The organism is Pseudomonas spirodelae (assembly GCF_034653255.1).
Classification (GTDB): domain Bacteria; phylum Pseudomonadota; class Gammaproteobacteria; order Pseudomonadales; family Pseudomonadaceae; genus Aquipseudomonas; species Aquipseudomonas spirodelae.
The window spans coordinates 40528-66910 of record NZ_JAYEET010000046.1 but is presented as its reverse complement, the minus strand read 5'-3'; the positions used below and the strand labels follow the sequence as shown (position 1 = coordinate 66910).

Annotated in this window: 30 protein-coding genes; 17 read left to right on the top strand and 13 right to left on the bottom strand. The window is 57.8% G+C overall.

Annotated features, from left to right (window positions below):
- Both SOP97_RS15605 and SOP97_RS15600 read left to right on the top strand, forming a co-directional pair.
- Positions 1-140, top strand: a 140-nt coding sequence (locus SOP97_RS15605; protein ID WP_322950051.1) for an ATP-binding protein, incomplete at its 5' end; no start/stop codon positions are given.
- Positions 141-593: 453 nt separating this feature from the next.
- The gene (locus SOP97_RS15600) at positions 594-1871 is read left to right on the top strand and encodes an OprD family porin (RefSeq protein WP_322950047.1); all 1278 of its coding nucleotides are present in this window, start codon (positions 594-596) and stop codon (positions 1869-1871) included.
- Positions 1872-1936: 65 nt separating this feature from the next.
- Here the strand turns inward: SOP97_RS15600 and SOP97_RS15595 are convergent, their stop codons facing one another.
- Positions 1937-2344, bottom strand: a complete 408-nt coding sequence (locus tag SOP97_RS15595) for a PaaI family thioesterase (RefSeq protein WP_274089342.1) — start codon at positions 2342-2344, stop codon at positions 1937-1939.
- A 116-nt stretch (positions 2345-2460) separates the two neighbouring features.
- On the opposite strand from SOP97_RS15595, the gene SOP97_RS15590 reads away from it, so the two are divergent.
- The 3 genes from SOP97_RS15590 to SOP97_RS15580 are packed head-to-tail and all read left to right on the top strand — an operon-like array spanning position 2461 to position 5736.
- On the top strand, positions 2461-4176 hold the full coding sequence (locus tag SOP97_RS15590) for a proline--tRNA ligase (protein WP_322950046.1): 1716 nt from the start codon (positions 2461-2463) through the stop codon (positions 4174-4176).
- Positions 4177-4202: 26 nt separating this feature from the next.
- Complete coding sequence (locus SOP97_RS15585; protein ID WP_322950045.1) at positions 4203-5156, top strand: hypothetical protein; 954 nt, start codon at positions 4203-4205, stop codon at positions 5154-5156.
- A 7-nt stretch (positions 5157-5163) separates the two neighbouring features.
- Positions 5164-5736 carry a transglycosylase SLT domain-containing protein gene (locus SOP97_RS15580; protein WP_322950044.1) on the top strand — a complete coding sequence of 191 codons (573 nt, stop codon included), beginning with the start codon at positions 5164-5166 and terminating at the stop codon, positions 5734-5736.
- A 74-nt stretch (positions 5737-5810) separates the two neighbouring features.
- On the opposite strand, the gene SOP97_RS15575 is transcribed toward SOP97_RS15580, so the two are convergent.
- Both SOP97_RS15575 and SOP97_RS15570 read right to left on the bottom strand, forming a co-directional pair.
- The gene (locus SOP97_RS15575) at positions 5811-6086 is read right to left on the bottom strand and encodes an acylphosphatase (protein WP_322950043.1); all 276 of its coding nucleotides are present in this window, start codon (positions 6084-6086) and stop codon (positions 5811-5813) included.
- Between the two features lie 4 nt (positions 6087-6090).
- Entirely contained in the window at positions 6091-6570 is a 480-nt protein-coding gene (locus SOP97_RS15570) for a TlpA disulfide reductase family protein (RefSeq protein ID WP_322950042.1), read from the bottom strand.
- Between the two features lie 30 nt (positions 6571-6600).
- On the opposite strand from SOP97_RS15570, the gene SOP97_RS15565 reads away from it, so the two are divergent.
- Positions 6601-8010, top strand: coding sequence for a PilZ domain-containing protein (locus SOP97_RS15565; RefSeq protein WP_322950041.1), 1410 nt, complete (start codon positions 6601-6603; stop codon positions 8008-8010).
- Between the two features lie 137 nt (positions 8011-8147).
- A complete protein-coding gene (locus tag SOP97_RS15560) occupies positions 8148-8543 on the top strand; it encodes a hypothetical protein (RefSeq protein ID WP_322950040.1) in 396 nt (131 codons plus the stop codon).
- A gap of 47 nt (positions 8544-8590) precedes the next feature.
- On the opposite strand, the gene SOP97_RS15555 is transcribed toward SOP97_RS15560, so the two are convergent.
- Together SOP97_RS15555 and SOP97_RS15550 are read right to left on the bottom strand one after the other, a co-directional pair.
- The gene (locus SOP97_RS15555; RefSeq protein WP_322950039.1) at positions 8591-8800 is read right to left on the bottom strand and encodes a hypothetical protein; all 210 of its coding nucleotides are present in this window, start codon (positions 8798-8800) and stop codon (positions 8591-8593) included.
- A gap of 164 nt (positions 8801-8964) precedes the next feature.
- Entirely contained in the window at positions 8965-10194 is a 1230-nt protein-coding gene (locus tag SOP97_RS15550) for a virulence factor BrkB family protein (protein WP_322950038.1), read from the bottom strand.
- Between the two features lie 97 nt (positions 10195-10291).
- Here SOP97_RS15550 and arsC point away from each other — a divergent pair, with 97 nt between their 5' ends.
- The 3 genes from arsC to SOP97_RS15535 are packed head-to-tail and all read left to right on the top strand — an operon-like array spanning position 10292 to position 11650.
- A complete protein-coding gene (gene arsC, locus SOP97_RS15545; RefSeq protein WP_274089336.1) occupies positions 10292-10645 on the top strand; it encodes an arsenate reductase (glutaredoxin) in 354 nt (117 codons plus the stop codon).
- On the top strand, positions 10642-11247 hold the full coding sequence (gene wrbA, locus SOP97_RS15540) for an NAD(P)H:quinone oxidoreductase (protein WP_274089337.1): 606 nt from the start codon (positions 10642-10644) through the stop codon (positions 11245-11247). The genes arsC and wrbA overlap by 4 nt, the downstream gene beginning before the upstream one ends.
- Positions 11240-11650: a DUF2069 domain-containing protein gene (locus tag SOP97_RS15535; protein WP_322950037.1), complete on the top strand. Its 411-nt coding sequence runs from the start codon at positions 11240-11242 to the stop codon at positions 11648-11650. Before wrbA ends, SOP97_RS15535 begins: the two co-directional genes overlap by 8 nt.
- Positions 11651-11694: 44 nt before the next feature.
- Here the strand turns inward: SOP97_RS15535 and hda are convergent, their stop codons facing one another.
- The gene (hda, locus tag SOP97_RS15530; protein ID WP_322950036.1) at positions 11695-12399 is read right to left on the bottom strand and encodes a DnaA regulatory inactivator Hda; all 705 of its coding nucleotides are present in this window, start codon (positions 12397-12399) and stop codon (positions 11695-11697) included.
- 388 nt (positions 12400-12787) lie between these two features.
- Here hda and SOP97_RS15525 point away from each other — a divergent pair, with 388 nt between their 5' ends.
- From SOP97_RS15525 to SOP97_RS15510, 4 genes are all read left to right on the top strand, one after another.
- Positions 12788-13078 (top strand): hypothetical protein, encoded by a 291-nt coding sequence (locus tag SOP97_RS15525; protein WP_322950035.1) that lies wholly within the window; start codon positions 12788-12790, stop codon positions 13076-13078.
- A 247-nt stretch (positions 13079-13325) separates the two neighbouring features.
- Positions 13326-13871 carry a hypothetical protein gene (locus SOP97_RS15520; protein WP_322950034.1) on the top strand — a complete coding sequence of 182 codons (546 nt, stop codon included), beginning with the start codon at positions 13326-13328 and terminating at the stop codon, positions 13869-13871.
- 84 nt (positions 13872-13955) lie between these two features.
- Positions 13956-14357, top strand: coding sequence for a GFA family protein (locus SOP97_RS15515; protein ID WP_322950033.1), 402 nt, complete (start codon positions 13956-13958; stop codon positions 14355-14357).
- A gap of 83 nt (positions 14358-14440) precedes the next feature.
- Complete coding sequence (locus SOP97_RS15510) at positions 14441-14725, top strand: hypothetical protein (RefSeq protein WP_322950032.1); 285 nt, start codon at positions 14441-14443, stop codon at positions 14723-14725.
- Positions 14726-14776: 51 nt separating this feature from the next.
- On the opposite strand, the gene SOP97_RS15505 is transcribed toward SOP97_RS15510, so the two are convergent.
- The 3 genes from SOP97_RS15505 to SOP97_RS15495 all read right to left on the bottom strand — a co-directional run bounded on the left by SOP97_RS15505 (position 14777) and on the right by SOP97_RS15495 (position 17786).
- Positions 14777-15322 carry a hypothetical protein gene (locus tag SOP97_RS15505; protein ID WP_322950031.1) on the bottom strand — a complete coding sequence of 182 codons (546 nt, stop codon included), beginning with the start codon at positions 15320-15322 and terminating at the stop codon, positions 14777-14779.
- Positions 15323-15544: 222 nt separating this feature from the next.
- Complete coding sequence (locus SOP97_RS15500; protein WP_322950030.1) at positions 15545-16615, bottom strand: AI-2E family transporter; 1071 nt, start codon at positions 16613-16615, stop codon at positions 15545-15547.
- Positions 16616-16736: 121 nt separating this feature from the next.
- Positions 16737-17786, bottom strand: coding sequence for a DUF2066 domain-containing protein (locus tag SOP97_RS15495; RefSeq protein ID WP_322950028.1), 1050 nt, complete (start codon positions 17784-17786; stop codon positions 16737-16739).
- 321 nt (positions 17787-18107) lie between these two features.
- Here SOP97_RS15495 and purM point away from each other — a divergent pair, with 321 nt between their 5' ends.
- From purM to SOP97_RS15480, 3 genes are read left to right on the top strand one after another with little or no spacing between them, the layout of a single operon-like run.
- Positions 18108-19166 carry a phosphoribosylformylglycinamidine cyclo-ligase gene (gene purM, locus SOP97_RS15490; protein ID WP_322950026.1) on the top strand — a complete coding sequence of 353 codons (1059 nt, stop codon included), beginning with the start codon at positions 18108-18110 and terminating at the stop codon, positions 19164-19166.
- On the top strand, positions 19166-19831 hold the full coding sequence (gene purN, locus SOP97_RS15485; protein ID WP_322950024.1) for a phosphoribosylglycinamide formyltransferase: 666 nt from the start codon (positions 19166-19168) through the stop codon (positions 19829-19831). Before purM ends, purN begins: the two co-directional genes overlap by 1 nt.
- Before the next feature lie 12 nt (positions 19832-19843).
- Positions 19844-20560, top strand: coding sequence for a DUF3108 domain-containing protein (locus SOP97_RS15480; RefSeq protein ID WP_322950022.1), 717 nt, complete (start codon positions 19844-19846; stop codon positions 20558-20560).
- A 95-nt stretch (positions 20561-20655) separates the two neighbouring features.
- Here the strand turns inward: SOP97_RS15480 and SOP97_RS15475 are convergent, their stop codons facing one another.
- The 4 genes from SOP97_RS15475 to SOP97_RS15460 form a co-directional block, all read right to left on the bottom strand.
- Positions 20656-21195, bottom strand: a complete 540-nt coding sequence (locus tag SOP97_RS15475) for a DUF2058 domain-containing protein (RefSeq protein WP_322950021.1) — start codon at positions 21193-21195, stop codon at positions 20656-20658.
- A 140-nt stretch (positions 21196-21335) separates the two neighbouring features.
- Positions 21336-22166 (bottom strand): nucleoside triphosphate pyrophosphohydrolase, encoded by an 831-nt coding sequence (gene mazG, locus SOP97_RS15470; RefSeq protein WP_274089530.1) that lies wholly within the window; start codon positions 22164-22166, stop codon positions 21336-21338.
- Positions 22167-22260: 94 nt separating this feature from the next.
- The gene (locus SOP97_RS15465; protein ID WP_322950020.1) at positions 22261-25329 is read right to left on the bottom strand and encodes an efflux RND transporter permease subunit; all 3069 of its coding nucleotides are present in this window, start codon (positions 25327-25329) and stop codon (positions 22261-22263) included.
- Positions 25326-26357 (bottom strand): efflux RND transporter periplasmic adaptor subunit, encoded by a 1032-nt coding sequence (locus SOP97_RS15460; protein WP_322950019.1) that lies wholly within the window; start codon positions 26355-26357, stop codon positions 25326-25328. Before SOP97_RS15460 ends, SOP97_RS15465 begins: the two co-directional genes overlap by 4 nt.
- Positions 26358-26383: the final 26 nt, after the last annotated feature.

Sequence of the window (26383 nt, the reverse complement as noted above, 5' to 3'; positions counted from 1 at the left end):
GGCACGAGCTGATCGGCGACCCGACCCTGGCCGACGCCATCCTCGACCGCCTGGTGCACAACGCTTATCGGATCAATCTGAAGGGTGAATCAATGCGCAAACGGACGCAGAAATTGACGACGCCGGGCACCTCAGACTAACAATGCCACCCCTGCGTCGCTGCGCTCCGACTGCCTGTCCGAATGATCGTGGAACAGGTGTCCGGATCAGCGTGGGCTGAGTGTCCGAATGGCGTGGAATCCGCACCTGCAAGTCGCCTAACGACTAAAAACAGGCCTTTGGCATTTTGTGCACGACTATTGCTTAGCAATCCCTGACGAATCGTATCGCGCCGCTCGTCTGCAGAAAATAATCAGCAGGCAAGCACAAAAAAACCGTCAGTAATGACTTACAGCACACCTGCAGCACCTACAGAAATGCGACATGCGTCATAGGCTTTGCGACACAGCTTTGAAGAAAACGCAATGGATAGATTGCAACTATCGCCAACATAGGCAGCGTGCTATAAGTTATCGCCGACACAAAAAGAAAAGAGCCGCCATACAACAACCAGCAGGGCGGCGCAACTTTTATAAACCAAAGGAGCAATCACGATGCAAGTGATGAAGTGGAGCGTAATCGCCCTCGCAGTAGCAGCGGGCACCACCCAAATGGCAATGGCGTCCAGCCAGTCCGAGTCCAAGGGTTTTGTTGAAGACAGCAGCCTAAACATTCTAAGCCGCAACCTGTACATCAACCGTGATTTCCATCGCGGCGGCGATGCAACCAACTACAGCAACTCATCCGACAACCCTAAAGGTTATACAGAAGAATGGGGCCAGGGCTTCATTTCCACATTCGAATCTGGATTCACTCAAGGTACTGTTGGTTTTGGTGTTGATGCCTATGGCTTACTGGGCCTTAAGCTTGATAGTGGTAAAGGCCGAGCTGGGATTCTCGAGATGCCGCAAGGCAGCGATGGCCGCTCCCAAGATGATTTTTCTGAAGCCGGCGGCGCAGTAAAGGTTCGTGTATCTAACACTGTATTGAAGTACGGCAACCAGTTCACAGCTCTTCCGGTGTTCAGCACAGACGACAGCCGCCTTCTACCCGAAGCAACTACCGGTACATTGCTGACTATAAATGAAATTGAAGGCCTGGAAATTAACGCTGGCCGCTTCACTTCTCTGAACCAGCAATGGCAGACCGACCGCGATAGCGGTGAAATGAAGTCCATCAACGTTTATGGCGCTAGCTACAGCTTCACGGACGATTTAAGCGCTGCCGTCTATGCATCCGACCTTGAAGACACTTTCAAGAAAAAGTATGCAAACATTAATTACAATCTTGGCCTTGCCGATGAGCAGTCGCTGAACTTTGACTTCAACATCTACAAAACTGATTACGACAAAAAAGCCTACGGAAGCAGCCTAGATAATACTATCTGGAGCCTTGCAGCTGCTTACTCCATGGGCGCTCACACTTTCACCCTTGCGCATCAACGCTCTAGTGGTGATAAAGGGTACGAATACGGCGCTGACGGTGGTGGCACCATCTGGCTTGCCAACTCTGTTCAAGTGCGCGACTTCAATGCTGAAGACGAAACTTCTTGGCAAGCCCGTTACGATATCGACATGTCTACTTTTGGTGTGCCGGGTCTCAGCTTCATGGCTCGCTACATCTCAGGTGACGACGCCAAAGTTGGCGGCGAGACTGGCGTAAGCCGCTGGGAACGTAACCTTGAAGCCAAATATGTCGTTCAAGAAGGCGTAGCTAAGGATCTTTCACTACGCGTTCGTCAGGCCACTGTTCGCAGTGACCAAGCCTTCGGCTCCGACAACGACCTAGAAGATGTTCGCCTGATCGTTGAGTACCCACTGAGCATTCTGTAATTCAGACTGTTTAGCCTGCAAAGAAAGCCCGACTCAGGTCGGGCTTTTTTATTGCCTAAATAAACTTAAAGCGGCAAGGCGTAAGTTCCTGTCACATGCGCCACCAACTCTTCTTCATTACCCTGTGAATAGACCGACACTTCGCACACAGCCTGTCTACGACTCAAGCGCAATATGCGTGCCTCAGCTAATAGATCCACCGGCTTTGGCTTAACCAAAAAGTTAATATTTAAATTCGACGTCACGGCCATTTCCACACGCCCGAGGCTGCCGAGCACCACGGCATACATTGCTGCATCGGCGAGCGCCATGATAGTTGGACCAGACAGCGTGCCGCCGGGCCGCACCAACTTGCTGTGGAACGGCACGCGCGCCAGCGCGCCCTTAGCATCCAGTCGATCGATGCACAGGTTAATGTCTTCTGCCATTGGCAACCCTGCGCGAATCAGCGCCTGCACCTGCTCTGCCGTCAATATCGACACACTCATCTCCTTTTTATCCGCACACGCCAGCCGCCTGTACGCATCTGTACAGGCACCGTACAATGCCGGCCATTGAAATCCTCTTGCAAACGACAGAACAGCCAAATATGCGTACTAGCCAGTTCCTGCTCTCGACCCTTAAAGAAACCCCTTCCGATGCCGTGGTGATCAGCCATCAGTTGATGCTGCGTGCCGGCATGATCCGCAAATTGGCTTCTGGCCTCTACACCTGGCTGCCCATGGGCCTGCGTGTGTTGCGCAAGGTTGAGAAAGTTGTTCGCGAGGAAATGAATGCCGCTGGCGCACTGGAAGTGCTGATGCCTGGCATCCAGCCCGCCGAGCTGTGGCAAGAGTCAGGCCGCTGGGAGCAGTACGGCCCTGAACTGCTGCGCATGAAGGACCGCCATGGTCGCGAATTTTGTGCCGGCCCGACCCACGAAGAAGTGATCACCGACTTGGCACGCAACGAGCTGAATAGCTACAAGCAGCTGCCGATCAACCTGTACCAGATCCAAACCAAGTTCCGCGACGAAACGCGTCCGCGCTTCGGTGTAATGCGCGGCCGCGAGTTCATCATGAAGGATGCTTACTCGTTCCACGTCGATCAGGCTTCGCTGCAACAAACCTATGACCGCATGCACCAGGCCTACTGCAACGTATTTACGCGTCTGGGCCTGAACTTCCGCCCTGTACAGGCGGATACGGGCTCCATCGGCGGCACCGGCTCCCATGAGTTCCATGTGCTGGCCGAGTCGGGTGAAGACGATATCGCCTTCAGCAACGCCTCCGACTACGCCGCCAATATCGAAAAAGCCGAAGCATTGCCTCGTGAAACCGCGCGCGCTGACGCTTGCGAAGCCATGCGCCTAGTTGACACCCCAGACACTAAGACCATTGATGCGCTGGTTCAGGGGTTCGGTATTGCGATCGAGAAAACCATCAAAACCCTTATCGTGCACGGTGCTAAAAAAGGCACGCTGGTCGCATTGATCATACGCGGCGACCATGAACTCAATGAGATCAAGGCTGCGAACCTGGAGCTGGTTGCCAGCCCGTTGGAAATGGCCAGCGAAGCCGAAATTCGCGCCGCCATCGGCGCAGGTCCTGGCTCGCTGGGGCCGATCAACCTGCCAATCCCTTGCGTCATCGACCGCTCGGCTGCCTTGATGAGTGATTTCGCTTCAGGTGCCAACATCGACGACAAGCACTATTTCGGCGTCAACTGGGAGCGCGATCTGCCGCTGCCGGAAGTTGCCGACCTGCGCAATGTCCTGGCCGGCGACCCAAGCCCCGACGGCCAAGGCACCCTGGAAATCAAGCGCGGCATCGAAGTTGGGCATATCTTCCAGCTCGGCACTAAATACAGTGAAGCACTGAACTGCCAGGTCCTTGGCGAGAACGGTAAGCCAGTCACTCTGACCATGGGCTGTTACGGCATTGGTGTTTCCCGCGTTGTTGCGGCAGCCATCGAGCAGAACAATGATGAGCGCGGCATTCTCTGGAACGACGCCCTAGCCCCCTTCCAAATAGCCCTAGTACCGCTGCGCTATGAGACTGAGGCCGTGCGTGAAGCGACCGACAAGCTGTACGCCGAGTTGACCGCGGCAGGCTTCGAAGTCTTGCTGGATGACCGTGACAAAAAGACCAGCCCAGGCATTAAATTTGCCGATATGGAACTGATCGGCATCCCACACCGCATCGTCGTCAGCGACCGTGGCCTGGCCGAAGGTAACCTGGAATATAAGAGCCGCAAGGAAACCGAAGCCCAGGCTGTGCCTGTAGCCGACATCCTGAGTGTTATCCAGGCCCGTATCAGCCACTGATTTCAGCCCCTTTAGCAAGAGCCGTCATGTTCAAGCGAAACGCCCTCAGCTTTACTGCCACCCTTCTGGGTGGCAGCTTGCTTCTCAGTGGTTGCGCCAACCAGTTACCGCAGCGTAGCGAGCACGAGGAGCGCATCGAGCGCAAATTACTCGACCACAGCCTGCAGATCGATGTGGGCGAGCCACGCGTACTGGAACTGCCGCAGCGCCGCGTGCGCGTGCACGAACAAAAGACATTTGAGGTTACGGCCTTCAACGTAACTCGCCGCTATGACCGCTACACCCCTTACCAGCCCTGGCGCGAGCTGTATGAGATACCTCTCGGCGCACTGGCTGTGGTCGGCGGCGTTGGAGCCAACGTATTGAACGTGGCACTGCTCGGCAGCCTGCCTGATAGCGTCACCAAGGACTGGATCAGTTACGGCTTTGCCGGACTAAACCCGGCGATCAACGTCGAGTCCAATGGCCGCTCGCAGCAGAGCCTGGCCAGCCTTGAAGAGCACCGCCAAGACGCGCGCATGGAGTATTCCAGCCTGCCATGGGCCGAGCGCCCGGTAGTGGTTAAAGCAGACGAGCAGAGCCACGAACTGCTGACCGACCGTAACGGCATCCTGCGCCTGAACCTGCTCGACAGCCCATTTGCCGAGCAGGATGTCACCCGCATCAGCACCCTGCTGCTGACGGTTGAGGATGATCAAGGCTCGGCGCGTGCCGATGCTTCACTGCTAGTCAGCCGCACCTTGCGCGGCAAGCTGCAAGAAGCTCATGAGCTGATTTATAGCGACCTCGAAGGCGATGACGTTGCCCAATGGGTGCATCGGGTTAAGCGCCTGTCAGAGCTAGGCCTCGAAGAAGAAGCCAGCGAGCTGGAGCAGAGCCTGATTGAACTGACGCGCAACGATCCGGAGCTGCAGAAGATCTTCCTCTTGTCCCTGACCAAAGACGCCGGCCGTTTGGTCGCTGATCCAGGCAACGACTAACAGGCACATGCAGCAGCGCCTGATCTGCGCCCTTCTCGGCCTAATGCTCTGCAGTGCCGGGCTGGCCGACGTACGCCAGGCGCCTGAGCCCGAGTTGCGCATATTGTTGCAACAGACCGTGGCCCAGGCGGATAGCTTTCAGGATCGCTTCGATGCCGAGGTGTGGCTGCTGGACATGTCCACACGCCTGCGCCGTTATATTCCGAATGCCGAGGAACGCCTAAGCCTGCTCAGGCTGGTGCATCGCGAGGCCAGCAAAGCAGGCTTGCGCCCGGACTTGGTGATTGCGCTGATTCACGCCGAAAGCCACTTTGATCGCTTTGCTATTTCCTCGGTCGGTGCCCAGGGCATGATGCAGGTGATGCCCTTCTGGAAAGGCGAACTGGGCCGCCCACAGGACAACCTCACTGACAACGCCACCAACCTGCGTTACGGCTGCACCATCTTGAGCTTCTATTTGCGCAAGGAAAACGGCGACCTCAACCGCGCCCTCGCCCGCTACAACGGCAGCCTGGGCAAACACACCTATTCGGCCAAGGTGGTCGGTTTCTGGCACGACTTCTGGTACGTCAAACCCTGAATCGACGCAAAGCACCGGTAGGACGACCTCGCCAACTGCAGGCCTGTTTCAGCACCACCGATCGGCAACAGTCTTCAACGCCGTACGATAAAGCCGGCGACGCCCTGCAGCGCCTGTTCTTGCAACTCCAGCGCGGTCACTTCGGCAGCCTCAGGCCCCTGCTGTAACCAGCTTGTCAGTTCATTCACCGCCGCTTCTTCGCCCTCGAACAGCACCTCAACACGCCCATCTGCCAGGTTGCGCACCCAACCATCGAGGTCAAGACGCTCAGCCTGCGCCGCAGTCGCCTGACGGAAGTACACCCCTTGAACACGACCGCTGACATAGCCATGCCTACACACACGCGCCATGGCTCTAACCCTCCGCCTTGAGTGCCGCCAGACGGGCGCTGAGGCCCGCTGCGGTTTGCTCACCGACCAGACGCTCACGCATAAGGCCCTGCGGATCAACGATATAGGTCACCGGCAGCACCTCGGCGCGCGGCAACTGATAACGCTCGGCTGGATCCTGCGCAAGTACCGTGAAGGCGATCCCCATGTCTTGCGCCGCCTGGCTGAGCTTATCGCCCTGCAGCGCGTCAAAATTCACCCCAAGCACCTGCACGGATTGCGCTTTGAGCTGCTTCTCCAAGGCGTTGAGTTCGGGAATCTCAGTGCGACACGGCGCGCACCACTGCGCCCAGTAATTAATCACTAACCACTGGCCTTCCAGTCGCTCAGCCGCTACCTTTCGTCCATATTGATCGACGCCTACATCTTCAGCGCAACCGGCCAGCATCAGCCCTAAACCTATGCCCGCAACAGCACGAATGACCGCCTGGAAACGCATTACCATGCATTCGCTCCCTGATTCCATAAGGTTGATATGACATTAGATGCCTTGCGCCTGGAAGTGCCAGACATCCTCGAGACAGACGTCGGCTCACTTGCCGACCTCAACGAGCAACTGGCACAGGCACGCCTGCAGCCAGTGGACCCAGCCTTGCAGCAAGTGCTCAGCCTGCTCTTCAGGCTAAACCGCAGTGCCATGACCTTACTCGAAAGGCAACGCGCCCTGCAAAGCTTCAGCGACCAGTACCGGCACTACTGCAAGGTTTACCAAGGCGAGCATCCACCGACTGCAATGTTTGTGCGCCTGTGCAATGAGCTGGCCATAGGCTTCAAACGCCTGCTCCTGCAAATCCTGCAGGGCCGTCAGCCATCACGCCCCCACCTGGCTTGGTGTTTGTACATGGCGCAGCACTTTCTCGCGCAGAGCTTGCTGCGCCACTATCAGTTGTACCAGGAGCCCTCGCCCAGCCTGTGGCGGGACAGTCACTTACTGTATTGGATTGGCGAGCATCAGGGCTGCCTGGACGAGCCGGTGGCGGCCGCCTTTACTCCGCAACCAGCGAGTACCCTGCGCGGCCTCTACCAGCAAATGCTCTTGCTGGCCCTGAGCAACCCATTCCACCTGGCTGAAGGTGAATGCGCACTGCTATTTGGAGCGCTCTCACCGCTGGCCGGGCTGGCGCGGTTGCTGCCCTGGGATGAAGACGATGAAGCCGAAGGACCCACGATTGATTTGACCGAACCCCAACCCTGCCTGAGCTACGCCCAGACCTCGAAAGGCAGCACTGATTATTTACGCCGTTTCGAGCTAGGCGCCTTGTTGGTCGCCCTGCATGATCCTGCGCCCTTGCAAAGCCCTGCCGAACGCCAAGTGCTGGAGCGTGTGCAGCAACATTGGCTGGTTCGCCAACAGCGCCGCCATATCCGCGCCGATCAACGCAGCGAATGCAGCCTGGTCGTGGGGCTTAGCGCTATTCATGCCCAACTGCTGGAGCAACGCCCGCTGCGCACCAGCGCGCTGATGCAGGATGCCAGCCCAGGCGGCGCACGCTTGCTGTGCAATGCCGACCAGGCAGCGCAGCTGTCGATTGGTCAGTTGGTGTTGCTGCTCACCGGCAGCGATACACCGACCCTGGCCCTGGTGCGCTGGCGCCACCTTAATAGTGAAGCCCTGCACCTGGGCCTGCGTTACCTCAAAGGTTTGCCGCGCCCAGTCTGGCTGCGTCGCGCACCCAGCGCACAAACTCATCCGGGCGTACTCCAAAGCACCCCGGCACCGGGTAACGGCTGGCATCATGGTTTATGGCTGCCCGATGGGCAGTTCGTTGCAGGGGAAAGTATCTGGCTGCAGTTAGTCAACGCGCATAACCAAGCCATCCTTCAGCTGCCGGCCGCCAATTTGGTCACGGCATCCGTCACTCGCTATCCGATGCAGCTGGCCTGACGCTATTGCCCACACGCTAAAACTGCGAGAAAGGTCACGCCGAACATCGGCCGAGCGCACAGTCTGCGCCAGAAAGCCGAGCTTATAATCCTTCGCACTCACGCATGATGCGATCTGTTATTAGCCTGGAAACAACCATGACCCAAGCCCTCGATAAGTTGGTCGGCCCCGTGCCATCTGACATCGTCAATCTCGCCCGCTTACAGGTCACCCCTTACGAAGGGCGCGTCGCAGAGTTCAACGTAGCGGCTTGGCTACACCTGCCAGGGCTGGCAAACCTACCCGTGTCCTTGCTAATCAGCTACCGCGACGGCACGGCCCGCCGTGAAGTGATGGTCGATCACGGCAAGGTCAATCAGCACAGCAAGATTCTGCTTTCCAGCATTACCCGGTTGCCGGTCAAGCTGAAAATTGAAGAGATGCAGGTACGCCTGCGCTCTGCTGTTCCCGCGACCAGCTTGGTCGTCGAAGAACTCTTCGTTCAAGCAGTTGAGTTGTCGCAGGCTGATAGCCGCCACGCACTGGCACACTAGCCTTGCCCAACAATAGAAACCCCGCGCACTGACGCGGGGTTTTGCGTTTAGCGCGACAGCCTTTCAGCAGCTCCGCACTCTACGGCTGGGGCGGGCTGCACAGCTGTTGCTGAGGTTTGATCCGCGGCTGTTGAGGTATCAACCAGCGACTGCGGCCAGCGGCTAAAGCGCAAGCCGGTAATACGGTTGAGGCGCTCAAGGGCCTCTTGAGGATCACGCTGATGCAGATGAATCACTTTGCCTTTGCTGGCTGTCATAACGTCTCACACTCTGCCAATCCCTGCCCTGCTGGCACCGATTGCTATCCACATGGCAGATAGCCAGAAACGTGCCAGCTTCCCTATAACCACGTTTGGCGACCTCCATGGTCGCCAGTCGCCGGGTGTGCCGCCAGCGCAGCGCCGTAAACTGACGTTTTACGTCACTTCGACGGCTGAGCCTGGGGCTGCAACCATTGCGCAAGGTCTTCAGCAAAGAGTGCCGCCTGCTCATCCTGTAACTTCTCCAGCCCTGCGCGCAACGCCGGATACCACGCCTCATCAAGCTGCTCGGGTAAGTTCTCCGCCCTCGGCAACGGCCAAGGACTGTGGCTGAGCAGTTGCTGCAAGGAGTAATGGCCAAGGTCACGGCTTAACACCCAGGTACCCGAGCCGGTCGGCGCGATCAGCTTCTGCTGCTCAAGGAAAACCAGAATCTCTTCCCACTCATGCTCTGCCAGCAGCCAACCTTGACGCTGCACATCCCGCAAACGCACCTTTAAACCCAACTGCTGACGCTCATAGAACACGCGCAATACACCAAGCGCCATTAACAAGCGTGGCACCGCGCGCTTACGCCATTGTTGGGAAAAGCCCAGATTGCAGACCAGCTCAGCGCCAAACAGAACAATCAACCAGGACAGGTAGATCCATAAGAGAAACAGCGGCACCGTGGCAAACGCGCCGTAGATCAGCTGATAGCCGGGGAACAACCGCACATACAAGCCGAACAGCATCTTCGCCACTTCAAACAGGATCGCCGCAAACAACCCACCCAACAGCGCATGGCGCATCGGCACCTGTGCATTCGGCACCGTGGCATACAGCAAGGTGAACGCGGCCACGCTAAACACCAATGGCATGAACTTCAGCAACGCCTGCACACCCAACAAGGCGTCAGGCCCGGAAATCAGCGACAGCGAGGTGAAGTAGGTACTGATGGCAAAGCCGCCCCCGAGCAGCAATGGCCCCAGGCTGAGAATGGCCCAGTACAGCAGGAAACTCGACACACCACGGCGCGGCTGGCGTACACGCCAGATGGTGTTAAAGGTCTTCTCGATGGTCACCAACATCCAGAACGCAGTGGCGGCCAACACCGCCACACCCACCCACGTCAGCTGGCGCGCCTGGGTCGTAAATTCGCGTAGATATTGCTGCAGGGTTTCACCCGCAGAAGGCACGAAATTGCGGAAGATAAAACTCTGGATCTGCTCGCCAGTGCCCTGAAACGCGGGAATGGCCGAGAGCATGGAGAAGGTCACCGTCATCATCGGCACCACCGCAAACAGCGTGGTGTAGGTCAGCGCCGCGGCACTGTTTGTCCCCTGATCAGCAATAAACCGCTGCAGCAAAAAACGCCAAAAGTCCCAGACCTCAGTAATCCGCTGCAGCATGCCTTCTCCTTAGCTATTTGACCGCGCAACCTGCTACAGGCGCGGATACCGTTAGCGGTTAGAATAGCCGCCATCAACGGTAACAGGCGACCCGAACATGGCTGCAATGACGCTCTACCATAATCCGCGCTGCTCAAAATCACGCAGCGCATTGCAACTGCTGGAAGAGCGCGGGCTCACCCCAGCCATCGTGCGCTACCTGGAAACGCCCCTGAGCGCCGCACAACTGCAGGACCTCCTGGCCAAGCTCGGCATCCCTGCGCGACAACTGCTGCGCAGCGGCGAAGATGAATACAAGAACCTCGGCCTGAGCGACCCGAACCTGACGGACGCCCAGTTGATTGAGGCCATGGCCGCTCAGCCAAAGCTGATTGAACGCCCTATTTTGGTAGTGGGTGAAAAAGCCGTTATCGGCCGTCCACCGGAAAATATCCTGGAGATTCTGCCGTGAGCGCCCCTTACATTCTGGTGTTGTATTACAGCCGCCACGGCGCAACCGCCGAAATGGCCCGGCAAATTGCTCGCGGCGTGGAGATGGGCGGCTTGCAAGCACGCCTGCGCACCGTGCCGGCGGTATCAACCGAGTGCGAAGCCGTCGCCGCAGACATCCCGGCAGAAGGCGCGCTGTACGCCAGCCTGGATGACCTGAAGAACTGCGCCGGCCTCGCGCTCGGCAGCCCAACCCGCTTTGGCAATATGGCCGCGCCGCTCAAGTACTTCCTCGACGGCACCAGCGGTCTGTGGCTGACCGGAGCCCTGGTCGACAAACCCGCTGGCGTGTTCACCTCCACCGCCAGCCTGCATGGCGGCCAAGAAACCACCCTGCTGTCGATGCTGCTGCCGCTGCTGCACCACGGCATGCTGATCACCGGCCTGCCCTACAGCGAAGCCGCGCTTCTGGAAACCCGTGGCGGCGGCACGCCTTATGGAGCCAGCCATCACGCCGGAGCTGACGGTAAGCGCGCCCTCGATGAACATGAAACCGCCCTGTGCCGCGCACTCGGCCAACGCCTGGCGCAAACCGCGGCAAAACTGGAGAGCACCCGTGGCTAAAACCGCAAAACCGCTGCCCTCACTGGAATGGCTCCAGCCGCGCCTGAACATCAGCCGCGCCGCCAGCTTGCTGAGTTTTTTTGGCCTCGGCACGTTACTGGTGGTGTGGAACCTGTGGTTCGCCAACATCCCCGGCAAACTGCTCTGGGTGATTCTGGGGGCTCAGCTCGTGCCACTGCTGCTGCTGGCCCCCGGCATAATCCTCGGCAACGCCCGCGCCCATGCCTGGGCCTGCTTTGTGGTGAACCTGTACTTTATCCAGGGCGTACTCGCCGCCTTCGACCCGAGCAAGGCGCTATACGGTTGGCTGCTAACCGGGCTGAGCTTTAGCCTGTTCTGCGCCGCACTGATGTTCACCCGCTGGCGTTTTCAGTACGAGCGCAAGTTGGCTGGGGAAAACTAAGCCTTAACGGTGCTGATTGAGCGTGACCCGACGCTCAATCAGGCTTACCAGCCTAGAGTTTCTTTAAGGAAGGGAATCGTCAGCTTGCGCTGCGCCTGAAGCGATGCCTGATCCAGCCGCTCCAGCAAGTCGAACAAGGCGTTCATGCTGCGCTCGCCACGCGTCAGGATAAAGCGCCCAACCTCATCACTCAGGTGCAAGCCGCGGCGCGAGGCGCGCAGCTGCAAAGCACGCAACTTGTCTTCATCAGACAGTGAGCGCAACTGAAACACCAGCGCCAGGGTCAGGCGCGATTGCAAGTCAGCCAGCTTGACCGGTAATTCACGCGGCGAAGCGTTGGCAGCCAGCAACAAGCGCCGGCCACTGTCACGCAAACGGTTAAACAGGTGAAACAGCGCCTCTTCCCACTCGCTGTCACCGACCACCGCATCCAGATTATCCAGGCAGACCAGCTCGTAGCGCTCCAGATTATCCAACAGCGCCGGGCCGTAACTGACTAACTCCGCCAGCGGCAAGTAAACCGCCGGCTCGCCGCGCTGCTCAAAGCGCAAACAAGCGGCCTGCAACAAATGGCTGCAGCCAACACCTTGAGCGCCCCACAGATAGATCAGGCTTTCCGTCCAGCCCGCATCGGCCTCGCACAGACGCTCGACATAGCCAAGCGCCGCAGCGTTGGCTCCGGGGTAGTAGTTGGCGAAAGTGGCGTCATCACGCAGACGCACACCTAAAGGCAGTTGTATGGGTGTCATGCTGGGTTGGGCGGCTCGTCGGAACCGCAGGCTGGCTCACCGTAAAGAGCCGAAAGTTTATAGCCTTCTGCTCGCTAAGTCATTGATGGATAACGCGAGTCGTTACTGGATGCTGCCAGCCCCGAACCGCCAGGCTTTGACGATTTCCGACAGCTGGCTAGACAGGCGCGCGCCCTATCAGTAGTTTCTAGCCTTCATCGTGCTGCAGTACGGCACTCGGGCTTGCCTCATGTCGCTTTTCACCCCGCCGGTTTCTCTGTCGCTATTCGCGACCGCATGGCGCTCAAAGACTTAGTGAGTGACAAGGAACGTTATCAGACACCTTAAGGTGGGTTATGCGACATCAATGTCGTCTAATTTATAGTTGGGCATCACAGCGGAGAAATTTATGAATGCCAAAATCAGCATCCTGTTTGCAGTCGCTTTTCTGGCAACAACTCCAAATTTATCAGAAGCCGTATGCAGGAAAGCTCAAGTTTGTGACAACCATGGAATGAACTGCCAAGTTCAAGATATATGTGACAACAGTTTTGATTTACCATCTGTAGAAATTGCGCCACTAACACCACTACCATCTACTGAGCTAAAACCACTGCCTTCAGTAGATCTGCCGCCACTTGGAACTACTAAGTGCCAATACATGCAGGTAAATGGCCAGTGGCAAAACATCTGCAATTAAGTGCCGCCCAGCAAGGCGCTCAAACCGTTCGCTTCGCTCACTGGGACTAGCTAAAGCCAGCCCCTTAGCTTAATCGTTAGGTCTCAAGGAAATATTGTGGAAATATTCAATAATTCGTGGGTTGTAGGGGTAGGCGGAGGAATACTTAGCGGCCTAATCGTAACTCTTATAACTCGTTATCTTTTCTCTAAGAAAGACAATAAAGAATACGCTCAAAAAATCTTAACTGTAAATCGAGAAGTTGTATATGCGCTTAGGCCGGGCATATCCGAAGGGCATATCCGAAGGGCATATCCCAGACAACGAGGTACTCTCCTCGCTTATTAACGCCACCGCCAGAAAATACAAAGTAGAACGCGCCGACACTTATCAAGCTAAACAAATAGCTGAAGAGCTTATCAAAGAGATCATGGATTCCAGCTTTATTTCCGCTGAAACAAAGAAGAATTATTGCGAAACACTAGCGCATCTCGTAAACACTGAAAAATTTGAAGCTCTGCCTGCCGCAGTAACAGTTGAACGCTTATCTATCGAGTCTGAATTCCGCAAAAAACAAAATGAGCGAATCAGTACGGTCTTAGGAATTACGGCAGCAATGGGAACCATGGTAGTAGCACTAACAACCGTAATTAATAAACCAGCAATTTCCTCACCTTTTAAAGACCTAATAGGTATTGCATTACCAACAATTACCATACTAGCCTCAGTAATGATTGCAACCGTCGCAATGCTAGTCAGCGTTAAATTAAAAAGGGCTCGTCAAAACCACCATAACGATGGAGTTGAAACCTAGCCACGCGCTCACTGGGACAGGTTAAAGCCCGCCCCTTAACCAAACGTTATGTATTTTCACCCACAGACCATAGAGGGAGTTCTGATGACTGATCATTTCGGTTCTTGTCTGTGCGGCACCGTGAGCTTTAAGGTAAAAGGAGATTTCGACAGCTTTTACCTGTGCCATTGTCAGCATTGCCAAAAAGATACAGGTTCGGCTCATGCTGCAAATCTATTCTCGCGTTCAGCTAAATTGGTCTGGCGGTCGGGTGCAGATGCTGTGACTTCCTTTACGCTCTCTGGTACTCGTCATAACAAAAGCTTTTGTAAATTGTGTGGTTCAGCATTGCCAAATACCCAGACCGCAGGTTTGCTCGTCGTTCCTGCAGGGTGTTTAGATACTGAACTCACCATGCTGCCAACTGCGCATATCTTTTCATCCAGCAAAGCTGTTTGGGATATGGAGTTGGAAGAGGTGCCAAAGTTCGAGGGGCTCCCAGGTTGAGCCACCATCAAATAACCAGCGGCTGTTTTCGGACGCACCTACGCTCCGCCCCTCAGCAAAGCCAGGCGTTACGTGTTACCGACATGAATAATCGCTACTCTGCTTTTGACATAATAGTAATGATTGGTTTTGCACTGATCATCGCTGCGTTGGGAACGACCATATTTATCGAGAACGCTGAGCCATTTGACATATTGATCTCTCTGGGCGCCTGGATCATCGTATCCTTTTTCATTTTGGTTTTTGTTCATGGCACCATCAGAGGGGTGCCAAGAAGAAAAATAAAGATACCCAAGGGGTTGGCAGTGCTCACGTTCGGGATCAGTGGCGTACTTTTTCTTTCAGCTTGGCTAGTGAGCAACACATAACAAGTTATTTAAGCTTGCTCACTATCTGACGGTCACCACTAAATATTGGCGCTACCGACCACCGTTTAAGTCCATTCTCATTCTGCAATTTCTGCGTTCTATGCTGCCCTCTCTGTGCGGGCACAAGTCTCTTAATCGTGACTCTTTGCCGACCACAACGATTTCTTTTGGCTTATTGATTTTAGGCGCTGGCTTTTCAATGGGGTAGGTACTGGTCGCCTGGATGATATTTACAGCACCTTGCGGTGTGTAATTTAAATCATTGAATACCGTCTGCTTGGCATTTGGGGTGGGTTGTTCTGTTGCCCTAGGCGGCTCAGCTTCTATATGCCGGCTTGCTGCCTCGTTCACGAGGCTGTCCCAGTCTTTATTGGCTGCGGGTTCTGCTCGTATTATTTCGGCCACTGGAACGGGCTTTGGCAGCTGTCGTTTCTCAATGATCTGCTGCACGGTGCCCTTTAACAGCGCTTGGCTAGCGAAATACAGGACGCCAAGGGTGATGCATGTTCCAAGCAAGCCGGGTAGCAGCACCGCTGCTGCGCTTCTTTTGCGGCGGCTATTGATCCACTCGGGGGCGTCGTCCCACTCTGCCTTCATGCCTACCTCTCCCTTTCGCTTCGCGCCTACTGCGCCAAACGCTTGCCCGTCACTTGATTATGAACGGCGGCAATATCCTGACCTTACAAGGTGGCACGGGGGGCATTCTCCGCCGCGCATGGCCATGCGCTATGCCCCCTTCTTATTTGCATGATGCGTTGCGCCTAAACCGGTTAGAGCGTTTAAACACACGCAAATCAATCGAATCGTAAACCTTACAACTCAGTCACTTTCCGGCGATGCGCCATAGGTATTCGACTGTTTATAGAACTCATGCAAATGACGCACTAACACCATAATCACCGCAGCGACCGGCAGCGCCAGAAGGACGCCAGTGAAGCCGAACAATTGACCACCCGCCATGATCGCGAAGATCACCGCCACCGGGTGCAGGCCGATGCGATCACCCACCAGCATGGGGGTCAGCAGCATGCCTTCGAGCATTTGCCCGACGATAAATACCGTGGCGATGCCCAGCAACGGGTAGAAATCCACGCCGAACTGGAACAGCCCCGCCGTCATTGCCGCGCCAATCCCCACGACTACCCCCAGGTACGGCACGATGCTGGCCAAGCCAGCCAACACACCGATTAGCAAGCCAAGCTCCAAGCCAATCAGCATCAGCCCGGTGGCGTACATCACACCCAGCGCCAGCATCACCAGCAACTGGCCGCGCAAGAACGCCCCCAGCACTTCGTGGCACTCCGAGAAGAGCTGCACAATCAAACCTTCACGGCCACGCGGCAACAGGCTGCGCAGCTTGGCGACCATCAGGTCCCAATCGCGCATCAGGTAGAAGCTCACCACCGGAATCAGCAGCATATTGGCCAACCAGGCCATCAATGCCAGCCCAGAAGCCGTGGCCGTGGACAACAGTATGCCGACGATATCGGTGGTTTTACCCAGCTGCCCGGACATCGCTTCCTTCAACTGATCAAAACGCCAGAACCCTTCACTCAGCCCCAGTTTTAGCTGAACCCATGGCAACGCCTGGTGCTGCATCCAGTCGAGTATTTCTGGCACCAGCTCATACAGGCGCACCAGCTGCTTACCCAACAACGGCACCAGGACCAGCAACAGAATGGCCATGACTAGGGTGATCAACGCGAAGACCACCACTACGCCCCAGGTCCGCGAGAACTTCCAACGCTCCAAGCGATCAACCAGCGGGTCGCCCATATAGGCCAACAGCACACCAATCAAGAATGGCGAGAGAATCGGGGCGAGCAAGTACAACAGGCCACCCAGCAGCAACGCTGCGACTATCCATATCCAACGATGCGAGTCGATCATGCTCTGCGCTCCATATGCCAACGCGTTATCCAGAAAGCCCCACGCTTAGGGGCGCGGTATAAGAAAACCGCAGCTATCGGGCTGCGGTTTGGTCAATCAGGGTGTGTGCGACTGCCGTAGCCTACCAGCGAAACCTTAATACAGGGTCACGCGGCGGCGCTGGCAGTGCAGGCTCAGCACCTGTGGCGGGCGGCGTAACCGCCTGCTCGGTATCGACCACCGCCACCTCGGCCGGCACCTCCTGCAACTGCGCCAGGCCCAGCTGTGCACGCAATTGCTCGACATTGGCATTGACCGCGAAGGTCAGCGTGTCGCCCTGTACCTTGAGCAGTTGCGCGGCGAATGGCTCAAGCATGCGCTGCAATTCGGCGTAACGCGCCAGATCAACGCCCTGCACTTCTACCGTCAAACGACTGGTAGCGCCGGGGGCGACAATAAAACGCGGCGCTAGACGCTGATTAACCGCCAACAGGATAGCGTCTGCCAGCGCGGCCTGATCAGCCCCCTGAACCTTGCCCTGCTCACGCTCGTCACCCAGCCATAGCCGCCATTCGGCTTGCCACTGGCCGTTTGCTTCACGTGCGACAACCGCCAATAAAGCATCGGCAGCGTAGCGCTCGGACGCTTCACGCAAGGCAGTAGGGTCATTGCTGGCAAGGTTTTCCGGTACGGCCAGGAGTTGCTCGGAGAGGTCGGCCAACGGCAGGCGCAGTGGCAGGCCACGGTGTTGTGCGGCCTGATTAAACATTGCAGCAGCGGCCTGGCCATCGCCAAGCAGGCGGCTGCCATCGCTGGCATCACTCAACCACCAGAGCAGGATGCTTGGACGATTCGCGCCCCACAACGCCAGCCCCGCCTGACGCAGGCTGCGCCCGGTACTGTGAGGGTCAAAGTCGACCAGCAAGGTGTCACCTTCATAACCATATTGGCTGACAATCTGTTGCGGGTCCTTGCGCAGCGCCGCCAGTGCTGGGCTCTGCGCGGCATCAGTTTTGCCGGTCAAACGCAGCACCAGAGTATCCAGAGCACGGCCCAGAGCAGCCGCGCGCTCCTCTGGCTGCTGGCTGCTGACCGCCTCGCGGACTTGGTACAGATCACTCACGGGGGCGGCCAAGGCTGGCAGGCCAGACAGTGTCAAACAGGCAAGAAGCAGGCGAGCGGTCAAACGCATGGGTGGATTCTCGACGGACGGAAAGTGGCTTACCGGGCAGATTTAACAACAGTTTCGACCAGCGCTCGCACGCAAGGCGGGCGAAAACAGCACAGTGTCACGAGTTTAGGGGCTGTTAAAGGGCATTCCAAAGCCATTTTAAGCGGCGCATGGCCCGCAGCGAGCAGATTGTGCACACGCGGTCACCTTAAACAGCGCGCCTAACACCCGCAACGGTGGCGGCTGGCCGCTGCCGGGTAAGCCTGATAAAATCGCGCGCCTTCGCAGACCGCCAACCTACCTGGCGGCGCCTATCCGAACTTTCCCTAAAGGCCTGGATCTATGAGCAAGCAACCCTCCATCAGCTACAAGGACGCAGGTGTAGATATCGACGCGGGCGAAGCCCTGGTTGAACGCATCAAAGGCGTGGCCAAGCGCACCGCACGTCCGGAAGTCATGGGTGGGCTGGGCGGCTTCGGCGCGCTGTGCGAGATCCCGGCTGGCTACAAGCAGCCTGTACTGGTCTCCGGCACCGACGGCGTCGGCACCAAGCTGCGCCTGGCACTGAACCTGAACAAGCACGACAGCATCGGCCAAGACCTGGTCGCCATGTGCGTCAACGACCTGGTGGTCTGCGGTGCCGAGCCGCTGTTCTTCCTCGACTATTACGCCACCGGCAAGCTCAACGTTGACGTAGCGGCCACCGTAGTGACCGGCATCGGCGCGGGCTGCGAACTGGCCGGTTGCTCCCTGGTTGGCGGTGAAACGGCTGAAATGCCGGGTATGTATGAAGGCGAAGACTACGACCTGGCCGGTTTCTGCGTCGGTGTAGTTGAAAAAGCCGAGATCATCGACGGCTCGAAAGTCGCCAACGGTGACGCCCTGATCGCCCTGCCGTCCTCCGGTCCGCACTCCAACGGTTACTCGCTGATCCGCAAGATCATCGAAGTCTCCGGCACCGAAATCGAAGCCACTGAGGTTGATGGCAAGCCGCTGGCCGATTTGCTGATGGCGCCGACGCGTATCTACGTCAAGCCGCTGCTCAAATTGATCAAAGACACCGGCGCGGTTAAAGCCATGGCCCACATCACCGGCGGCGGCCTGCTCGACAATATCCCGCGCGTACTGCCAAAAGGCGCACAAGCGGTGGTCGACGTGGCCAGCTGGACGCGCCCAGCGGTATTCGACTGGCTGCAAGAAAAAGGCAACGTGGATGAGCACGAGATGCACCGCGTACTTAACTGCGGCGTCGGCATGGTCATCTGCGTAGCGCAGGATCAAGTCGAAATCACCCTGCAAACCCTGACCGCCGCTGGCGAGCAGCCGTGGGTGATCGGCCAGATCAACCAAGCGGCTGAAGGCGCTGCTCAGGTCGTGCTGAACAACCTGAAACAGCACTAATGCCGGCACCGTGCAATGTGGTGGTGCTGATCTCAGGCTCCGGCAGTAACCTGCAGGCGCTGATTGACAGCATCCAGGCCGACGCTGACGCGTCCACGCGCAGTTCGGTCCGGATCAGCGCGGTGGTCTGTAACCGCGCTGATGCCTATGGTTTGCAACGTGCACAGGCCGCCGGCATCGCCACCGTGGTACTCGACCACAAACAGTTCGAGGGCCGCGAGGCCTTCGACGCTGCACTGGTCGAGGCGATCGACAGCTACGATCCGCAGCTGGTGGTGTTGGCTGGTTTTATGCGTATTCTCACCCCGACTTTTGTCCGCCATTACGCGGGACGCCTGCTGAATATCCACCCGTCTCTGCTGCCCAAATACAAAGGCTTGCATACCCATCAACGGGCACTGGAAGCCGGTGACAGCGAGCACGGTTGCAGCGTGCACTTCGTCAGCGAGGAACTCGATGGCGGACCACTGGTCGTACAGGCTGTGGTCACGGTGGAGCCAGATGACACACAAAGCAGTCTGGCGCAGCGCGTGCACCAGCAAGAACATGTAATTTACCCGATGGCAGTCCGCTGGTTTGCCGAAGGCCGCTTGCACCTAACGGCGCAAGGGGCGATGTTGGACGAGCAACTGTTACCGAGCACCGGATACCTTATTCGAACGTAAACAGGAGACACCATGGGTCGCGCCTTACTGTTCGCACTAACACTACTGAGCCTGCCGGCATTCGCCGTTGAGCTAAAACCCTTCTCCGCTAGCTACACCGCCGACTGGAAGCAACTGCCCGTCAGCGGCAGCGCCGAGCGCAGCCTGCAAGCGCTGGACAATGGCGTTTGGAAGCTCAATTTTGAAGCCTCCATGCTGGTCGCCAGCCTGACCGAAGAAAGCACTCTGCGCGTGGATAACACCACCTTCCTACCCCAGACCTATTTGTATCAGCGCGGCGGCCTGGGCAAAGCCAAGAAAATTGAGCAGGACTTTGACTGGGAGGCCAAGCAAGTCATCGGCAGTGACCGCGACACCCCAGTACGTTTGCCACTGAACCGCGGCCTGTTGGACAAATCGACCTACCAACTGGCCTTGCAATACGACGTGGCCGCCGGCAAGAAAAGCATGAGCTATCAGGTGGTCGATGGCGACGAAGTGGAGACGTATGACTTCCGCGTGTTGGGTGAGGAAGTAGTGCGTACCAAGGCCGGGCTGATCGATGCGATCAAGGTCGAGCGCGTGCGTGACCCGACCCAGAGCAGCCGCAAGACCATCCTCTGGTTCGCCAAAGACTGGGAGTTCCTGCTGGTCCGCCTGCATCAGGTCGAAAAAGACGGCAAGGAATACCAGATCATGCTCAAAGAAGGCAACGTTGACGGCAGAGCCGTTGAAGGCCGCCAGGACTGAGACAGAGCGCAATAAAAAGCCGAGCTTAATGCTCGGCTTTTTATTGCGCGGATTTCGACAAGCAGGGCCGACTGGTGCTCGGCCCGCTTAGCCATTCACCACATCAGGTCGTCCGGCACCTGATACGCCGCGTACGGATCATCGGCATCCGGGGCTTCGGTTGGGGTGTTGAGCAGCACCACACGTTGCGCGTCGCGCTCTTGAATCTTCAGCGCCGCCTCACGCGGGATCACTTCATAACCGCCGCCGTGGCGCACGATGGCCAGCGAGCCGCTGCTGAGTTTGTTGCGCATCAGCGTGTTGACCGACAGGCGCTTGACCTTTTTGTCGTCAACGAAGTTGTAGTAATCCTCGGTGGTCAGCTTGGGCAGGCGTGACACCTCGATCAACTGCTTGATTTGCGCGGCGCGGGCCTTCTGCTCGACCTTCTCCTGCTGCTGGCGATTGAGCTCTTGATCACGCGCCGCCTTTTCGGCCATGGCCTGTTGAGCGGCGAGCTTTTGCGACTCGTCCTTCTCGATATGGCCTTTCTGCTCCAGACGCTGCTTCTTCTGTTTTTCCTTGCTGGCCTGCTTGGCCTGCTTTTCGTTGACCAGCCCGGCTTTAAGCAACTGATCGCGTAGTGAGAGAGCCATAACCTACCTTTCCAACCATCAATATTGAATGGGCGTACCCAGCGTAATCGTAATGCGTTATTCGTAGGGTGGATGACGCTTCACCCATCCACCGTGTCCCTGGCAGTGGTGGATGAAAAGAACGTCATCCACCCTAGGGCTCAGCAACTTGGGGTGAGCTTTTCGAGTTTTTTGGCTTCGCCCCACAGCGCATCCAATTCATCCAGGGCGCAATCTTGCATAGCCCGCCCCTGCTCGCGCAAGCTCTGCTCGATAAAACGAAAGCGCCGCTCGAACTTGCCATTGGCCGCGCGCAGGGCCGTTTCCGGGTCAACCTTGAGGTGCCGCGCCAGGTTACTGACCACAAACAGCAAATCGCCGATCTCCTCGCTAATGGCCTCGGGATCGTTCTCGCTCATGGCCTCCAGCACTTCATCCAACTCTTCGCGCACCTTGTCGACCACCGGCAGGGCTTCTGGCCAGTCAAACCCGACCTGAGCGGCACGCTTTTGTAATTTGATCGCCCGGCTCAGCGACGGCAGCGCGGTGGGCACATCATCCAGCAACGAAAGCTGTTCAGGCACAGCGGCTTTCTCGGCGCGTTCTTCGGCTTTGAGTTCTTCCCAGCGCTGCTTGACGGCGGCCTCTTCGAGCTTGGCGACATCCGGCGCGCCATACAGATCGCCATCAGGGAATACATGCGGGTGACGGCGCAGCAGTTTGCGGGTAATGCCGTCGACCACCTGGGCAAACTCGAAACGCCCTTCCTCGCGCGCCAGCTGGCTGTAATACACCACCTGAAACAGCAGGTCGCCCAACTCACCCGGCAGATGGTCAAAGTCGCCACGTTCAATGGCGTCGGCCACCTCATAGGCTTCCTCAATCGTGTGCGGCACGATGGTCGCGTAACTCTGTTTGAGGTCCCACGGGCACCCATGCTGCGGATCGCGCAGACGGGCCATCAGGTGCAGCAAATCGTTAAGTTGGTACATAACACATCCCAATTAATACGCTTACGTAGGAGGGTTAGCGGTGCAAACGCCGATGATAGCGCGTTGCTTAACGCAACGCGCCGGTCACCCCAGCCTAGGCTGCTGTCATGCCCTCATCGTGCGGTTTAATCGGCTGCCAACGACGCAGCAGCATGTACAGGGTCGGGATTACAAACAGGGTAAAGAAGGTGCCAACCAGCAGGCCGCCGACAATCACCATGCCGATTTGCTGGCGACTTTCCGCACCCGCGCCCGTGGCAATCGCCAATGGCAGCGAACCGAGCACCATCGCCCCGGTGGTCATCAGGATCGGTCGCAGACGCGCCACCGACGCCTCGATCACCGCACTGCGCACTTCATGGCCCTGACGGAGCAACACGTTGGCGAACTCGACAATGAGGATGCCGTGCTTGGTGATCAGGCCAATCAACGTGACCAGACCAATTTGCGAGTAGATATTCAAGGTGCCGCCGAACAGGGTCAGCGCCAGCAAAGCCCCGGCCATCGACAACGGTACGCTGAACAGAATGATCAACGGGTCGCTGAAGCTCTCAAACTGCGCCGCCAGCACCAGGAAGATAAACGCCAGGGCCAGGGCGAAGATCAGCGCAATTCCGGCGCTGGATTCCTTAAAGTCGCGCGAGGTGCCGGTGTAGTCGTACTGGGTCTCGGCTGGGAACACCGTGCGTGCAGTGTTTTCCAGGTGCGCCAGGGCTTCGCCGAGGGTGTAGCCGCTGCCGACGTTGGCACTCACCGTCACCGCACGCAGTTGGTTGAAGTGGTTGAGCTCGCGCGGCGCCACGGTTTCGCGCACCTCGATCAGGTTGGACAACTGCACCATGCTGTCGTCACGTCCACGCACATAGACGCGGTCGAGATCCTGCGGGTTGCTGCGGTCCACGCCCTGCAACTGCACCAGCACGTCGTACTGCTCGCCGTTCTGCTTGAAGCGCGTCACCTGACGGCTGCCGAACAGGCTTTCCAGGCTGCGGCCAATCGTTGCCACGTCAGTACCCACCGCCACCGCCTGCTCGCGATTGACCGCTACCTTGAGCTGCGGCGCGTTGAGCTTGAGATCGCTGTCCAGGCTTTCCAGCCCCGGATATTCGCGTAGCGAATTAAGCAATTCATCGACATAACCCTGCAGCTCGCTGTACTCCATCGACGAGCGAATCACGAAGTTCACCGGCTGGTTACGCGCGCTTTGCCCAAGCGGCGGCCGGTTGACCGGGAAGGCACGCACCCCGGCGATGTCCTGCAGCTTGGGCAACAGCTCGTTCCGGATTTCAAACTGGCTGCGCGAGCGATCAGCCCAGTCCTCCAGCTTCATAAAGGAAATGCCCTGGGCCACGGTGGGAAAGCCTGCCACGACCAGATAGCGGTTGGTTTCCGCGATGCTGGCGTAGGCATCCTCAATCTCCTTGGCATAACGCCCGGTGTAATTGATGGTGGCGCCGTCCGGGCCATTGAACACACCAATTATCGTGCCGGTGTCCTCGGTTGGCGCCAGCTCGGACTTAAGCCCAGAGAACAGCAACACGCAGGCCACCACGGTGAGCAGCAAGACTCCGACCACCAGCACCCAGGCACTCAGCGCCTTGGCCAGCAGGTGTTTGTAGCTGTAGGTCAGGTTGTTGAGGAAATTCTCGATCAGGTTGTATAGGCGGTTATGCCGCTCACCGGCCTGGTGCGGCTTAAGCAATAGCGCGCACATCATTGGCGTTAGGGTCAGGGCCACAAAGCCCGAGACCAGCACCGCGCCGGCCAGTGTCCAGGCGAACTCGGTAAACAGCTTGCCGGTGGTGCCCTGCATAAAGCCGATGGGCGCGAATACCGCTGCCAGGGTCAGGGTCATGGCGATCACCGCAAAGGCGATCTCACGGCTACCCTTGAGCGCCGCCTGCAGCGGCTGCATGCCCTCTTCGATATGCCGGTGGATGTTCTCCAGCATGACGATGGCATCGTCCACCACCAGGCCGATGGCCAGCACCATGGCCAACAGCGTCAGAGTGTTGATGGTGAAGCCCATCAGTGACATCAGGGCGAACGCACCGATCAGCGACACCGGAATAGTCACCAGCGGAATGATGGTGGCACGCAGCGAGCGCAGGAAGATAAAGATGATCAGGATGACCAGCCCAACCGCTTCCCAGATGGTGATGAACACGTTGTCGATCGACTCGCGGATAAACAGCGAGTTGTCGTTGGCCACCGCCATTTCCATACCTTCAGGCAGCAGCGCACGCACATCATCCATGGCGGCCGTTAACCCATCGGAGATGTCCAGCGGGTTGGCCGTGGCCTGTTTGATCATGCCCATCGACACCGCCGGCTGGCCTTTGTAACGGACGATGCTGCGCTCATCCTGCGCGCCAATTTCGGCATAGCCGACATCCGCCAGGCGTAGCAGGTAGCCGCGTGAGTCGTCGAGAATCAGCTGATTAAACTGCTCCGGGGTGTTCATGTCGGTTTCCGAGAGCACGGTGAATTCGCGCTGCTGCGACTCGATGCGCCCAGCCGGAATTTCCACGTTCTGTCGGCGCAGGGCGTCTTCCACGTCCTGTACGGTGAGGTTGTGCGCCGCGAGCTTCTCTGGGTCAAGCCAGATACGCATGGCGAAGGTGCGCGCGCCACGAATCTGCACTTCGGAGACGCCGGGAATAGTCTGCAAGCGATCCTTGATCACCCGCTCCAGCACGTCGGTGATCTCCATGGCGCTGTAGCGTTCGCTGTAGAAAGCGATCCAGATCACCGGCTGGGCATCCGCCTCGACCTTCTGCACGATGGGTTCGGCAATTTCATCCGGCAGCAGTCCGCGCACCCGACCCAGGCGGTCACGCACATCGTTGGCGGCTTCATCGGAGTTACTGCCCAGGCGGAACTGCGCAGTGATCTGGGTGTTTTCCGAACGGCTGATGGAGCTGACAAAGTCCAGCCCGTCGATCCCCGATAACACGTCCTCGATCGGCTGGGCGACCTGAGACTCCATGATTTCCGGGCTGGCCCCCGGATAGCTGACGTTAACCGTGACAATCGGCACATCGATATTCGGATACTCACGCACCGCCAAGCGGTCGTAGGCCATTAACCCGAGCAACACCACAATCAGCGACAGCACGGTGGCAAACACCGGCCGCCGGATACAGATATCCGACAGGGTCATAGCGCACGCTCCACCGCCTTGATACGCACCGGCGAACCGGCACGCACCTTTTGCCAGCCGGCACTGATCAGGGTTTCACCGCCTTGCAAGCCGCTAACCACTTCGACCTTACCGTTTAGACGCTTGCCCAGCGTGACCTCACGTAGCTCGACCTTGCCGTCCACCACCAGGTTGACCAGCAAACGCTCCCCGACCGGCATCACTGCCTCTTCGGGAATCACCAGGGCATCCGGTCGTTCAGCCAGGATGACCGACACCCGCACAAACTGCCCTGGGCTCAGACGGCCTTCGCTGTTGCCAATGTGCGCACGAATCGCCTGGCTGCGTCCGGCTTCGTCCAGACGCGGATTGATGGCGAAAATCTCGCCGCTAAAGCGTTCGCCCGGATAGGCATCCAGGCTGATCTCGATGGTTTGCTTGAGACGGATCTGGCTGACGGCTTTCTGTGGAATGCGAAAGTCCACCTTGAGCGGGTCGAGTACTTCCAGGTTGACGATGTCCTGGCCTTCGCTGAGGTAATCGCCGGGGCTGACTGCTCGCAAACCCAGTACGCCGTCGTAGGGCGCGAGGATACGGGTCTTGTCCAGACGCGCCTGCGACAGCGCCAGGCTGGCCCGCGCGGCTTGCTGTTCAGCGTTGGCCTCATCCAGCGCCTGTGCATTGCTCGCACCGCGCTTAAAGAGCATTTGCGCCCGCTGAAAATTCTTTTCCGCCAAGTTCAGGTTGGCCCGTGCCTGGGCAAGTTCAGCGCGGGCAATCGAATCATCCAGGCTGACCAACAAGGCGCCTGCCTCGATGCGCTGACCTTCACGAAAATGCAGCTGGGCGATGCGGCCGGCAATTTCCGGGCGGATCATCACCGACTCGTCAGGGCGCAGTGAACCAAAGGTCACCAACTCGTCGCGCACCAAGCTGCTCTCGACCGTGACCACCTCGACCAGTGGTCCTGGGTTGGCTGACACCTGCGGGCTGCCCCATGAAAACACTACAGCGGCGATAACTGAGAGAGCAGGCGCGCGAGCAAACATATACAACCCCTAATTATTGTAGAGGC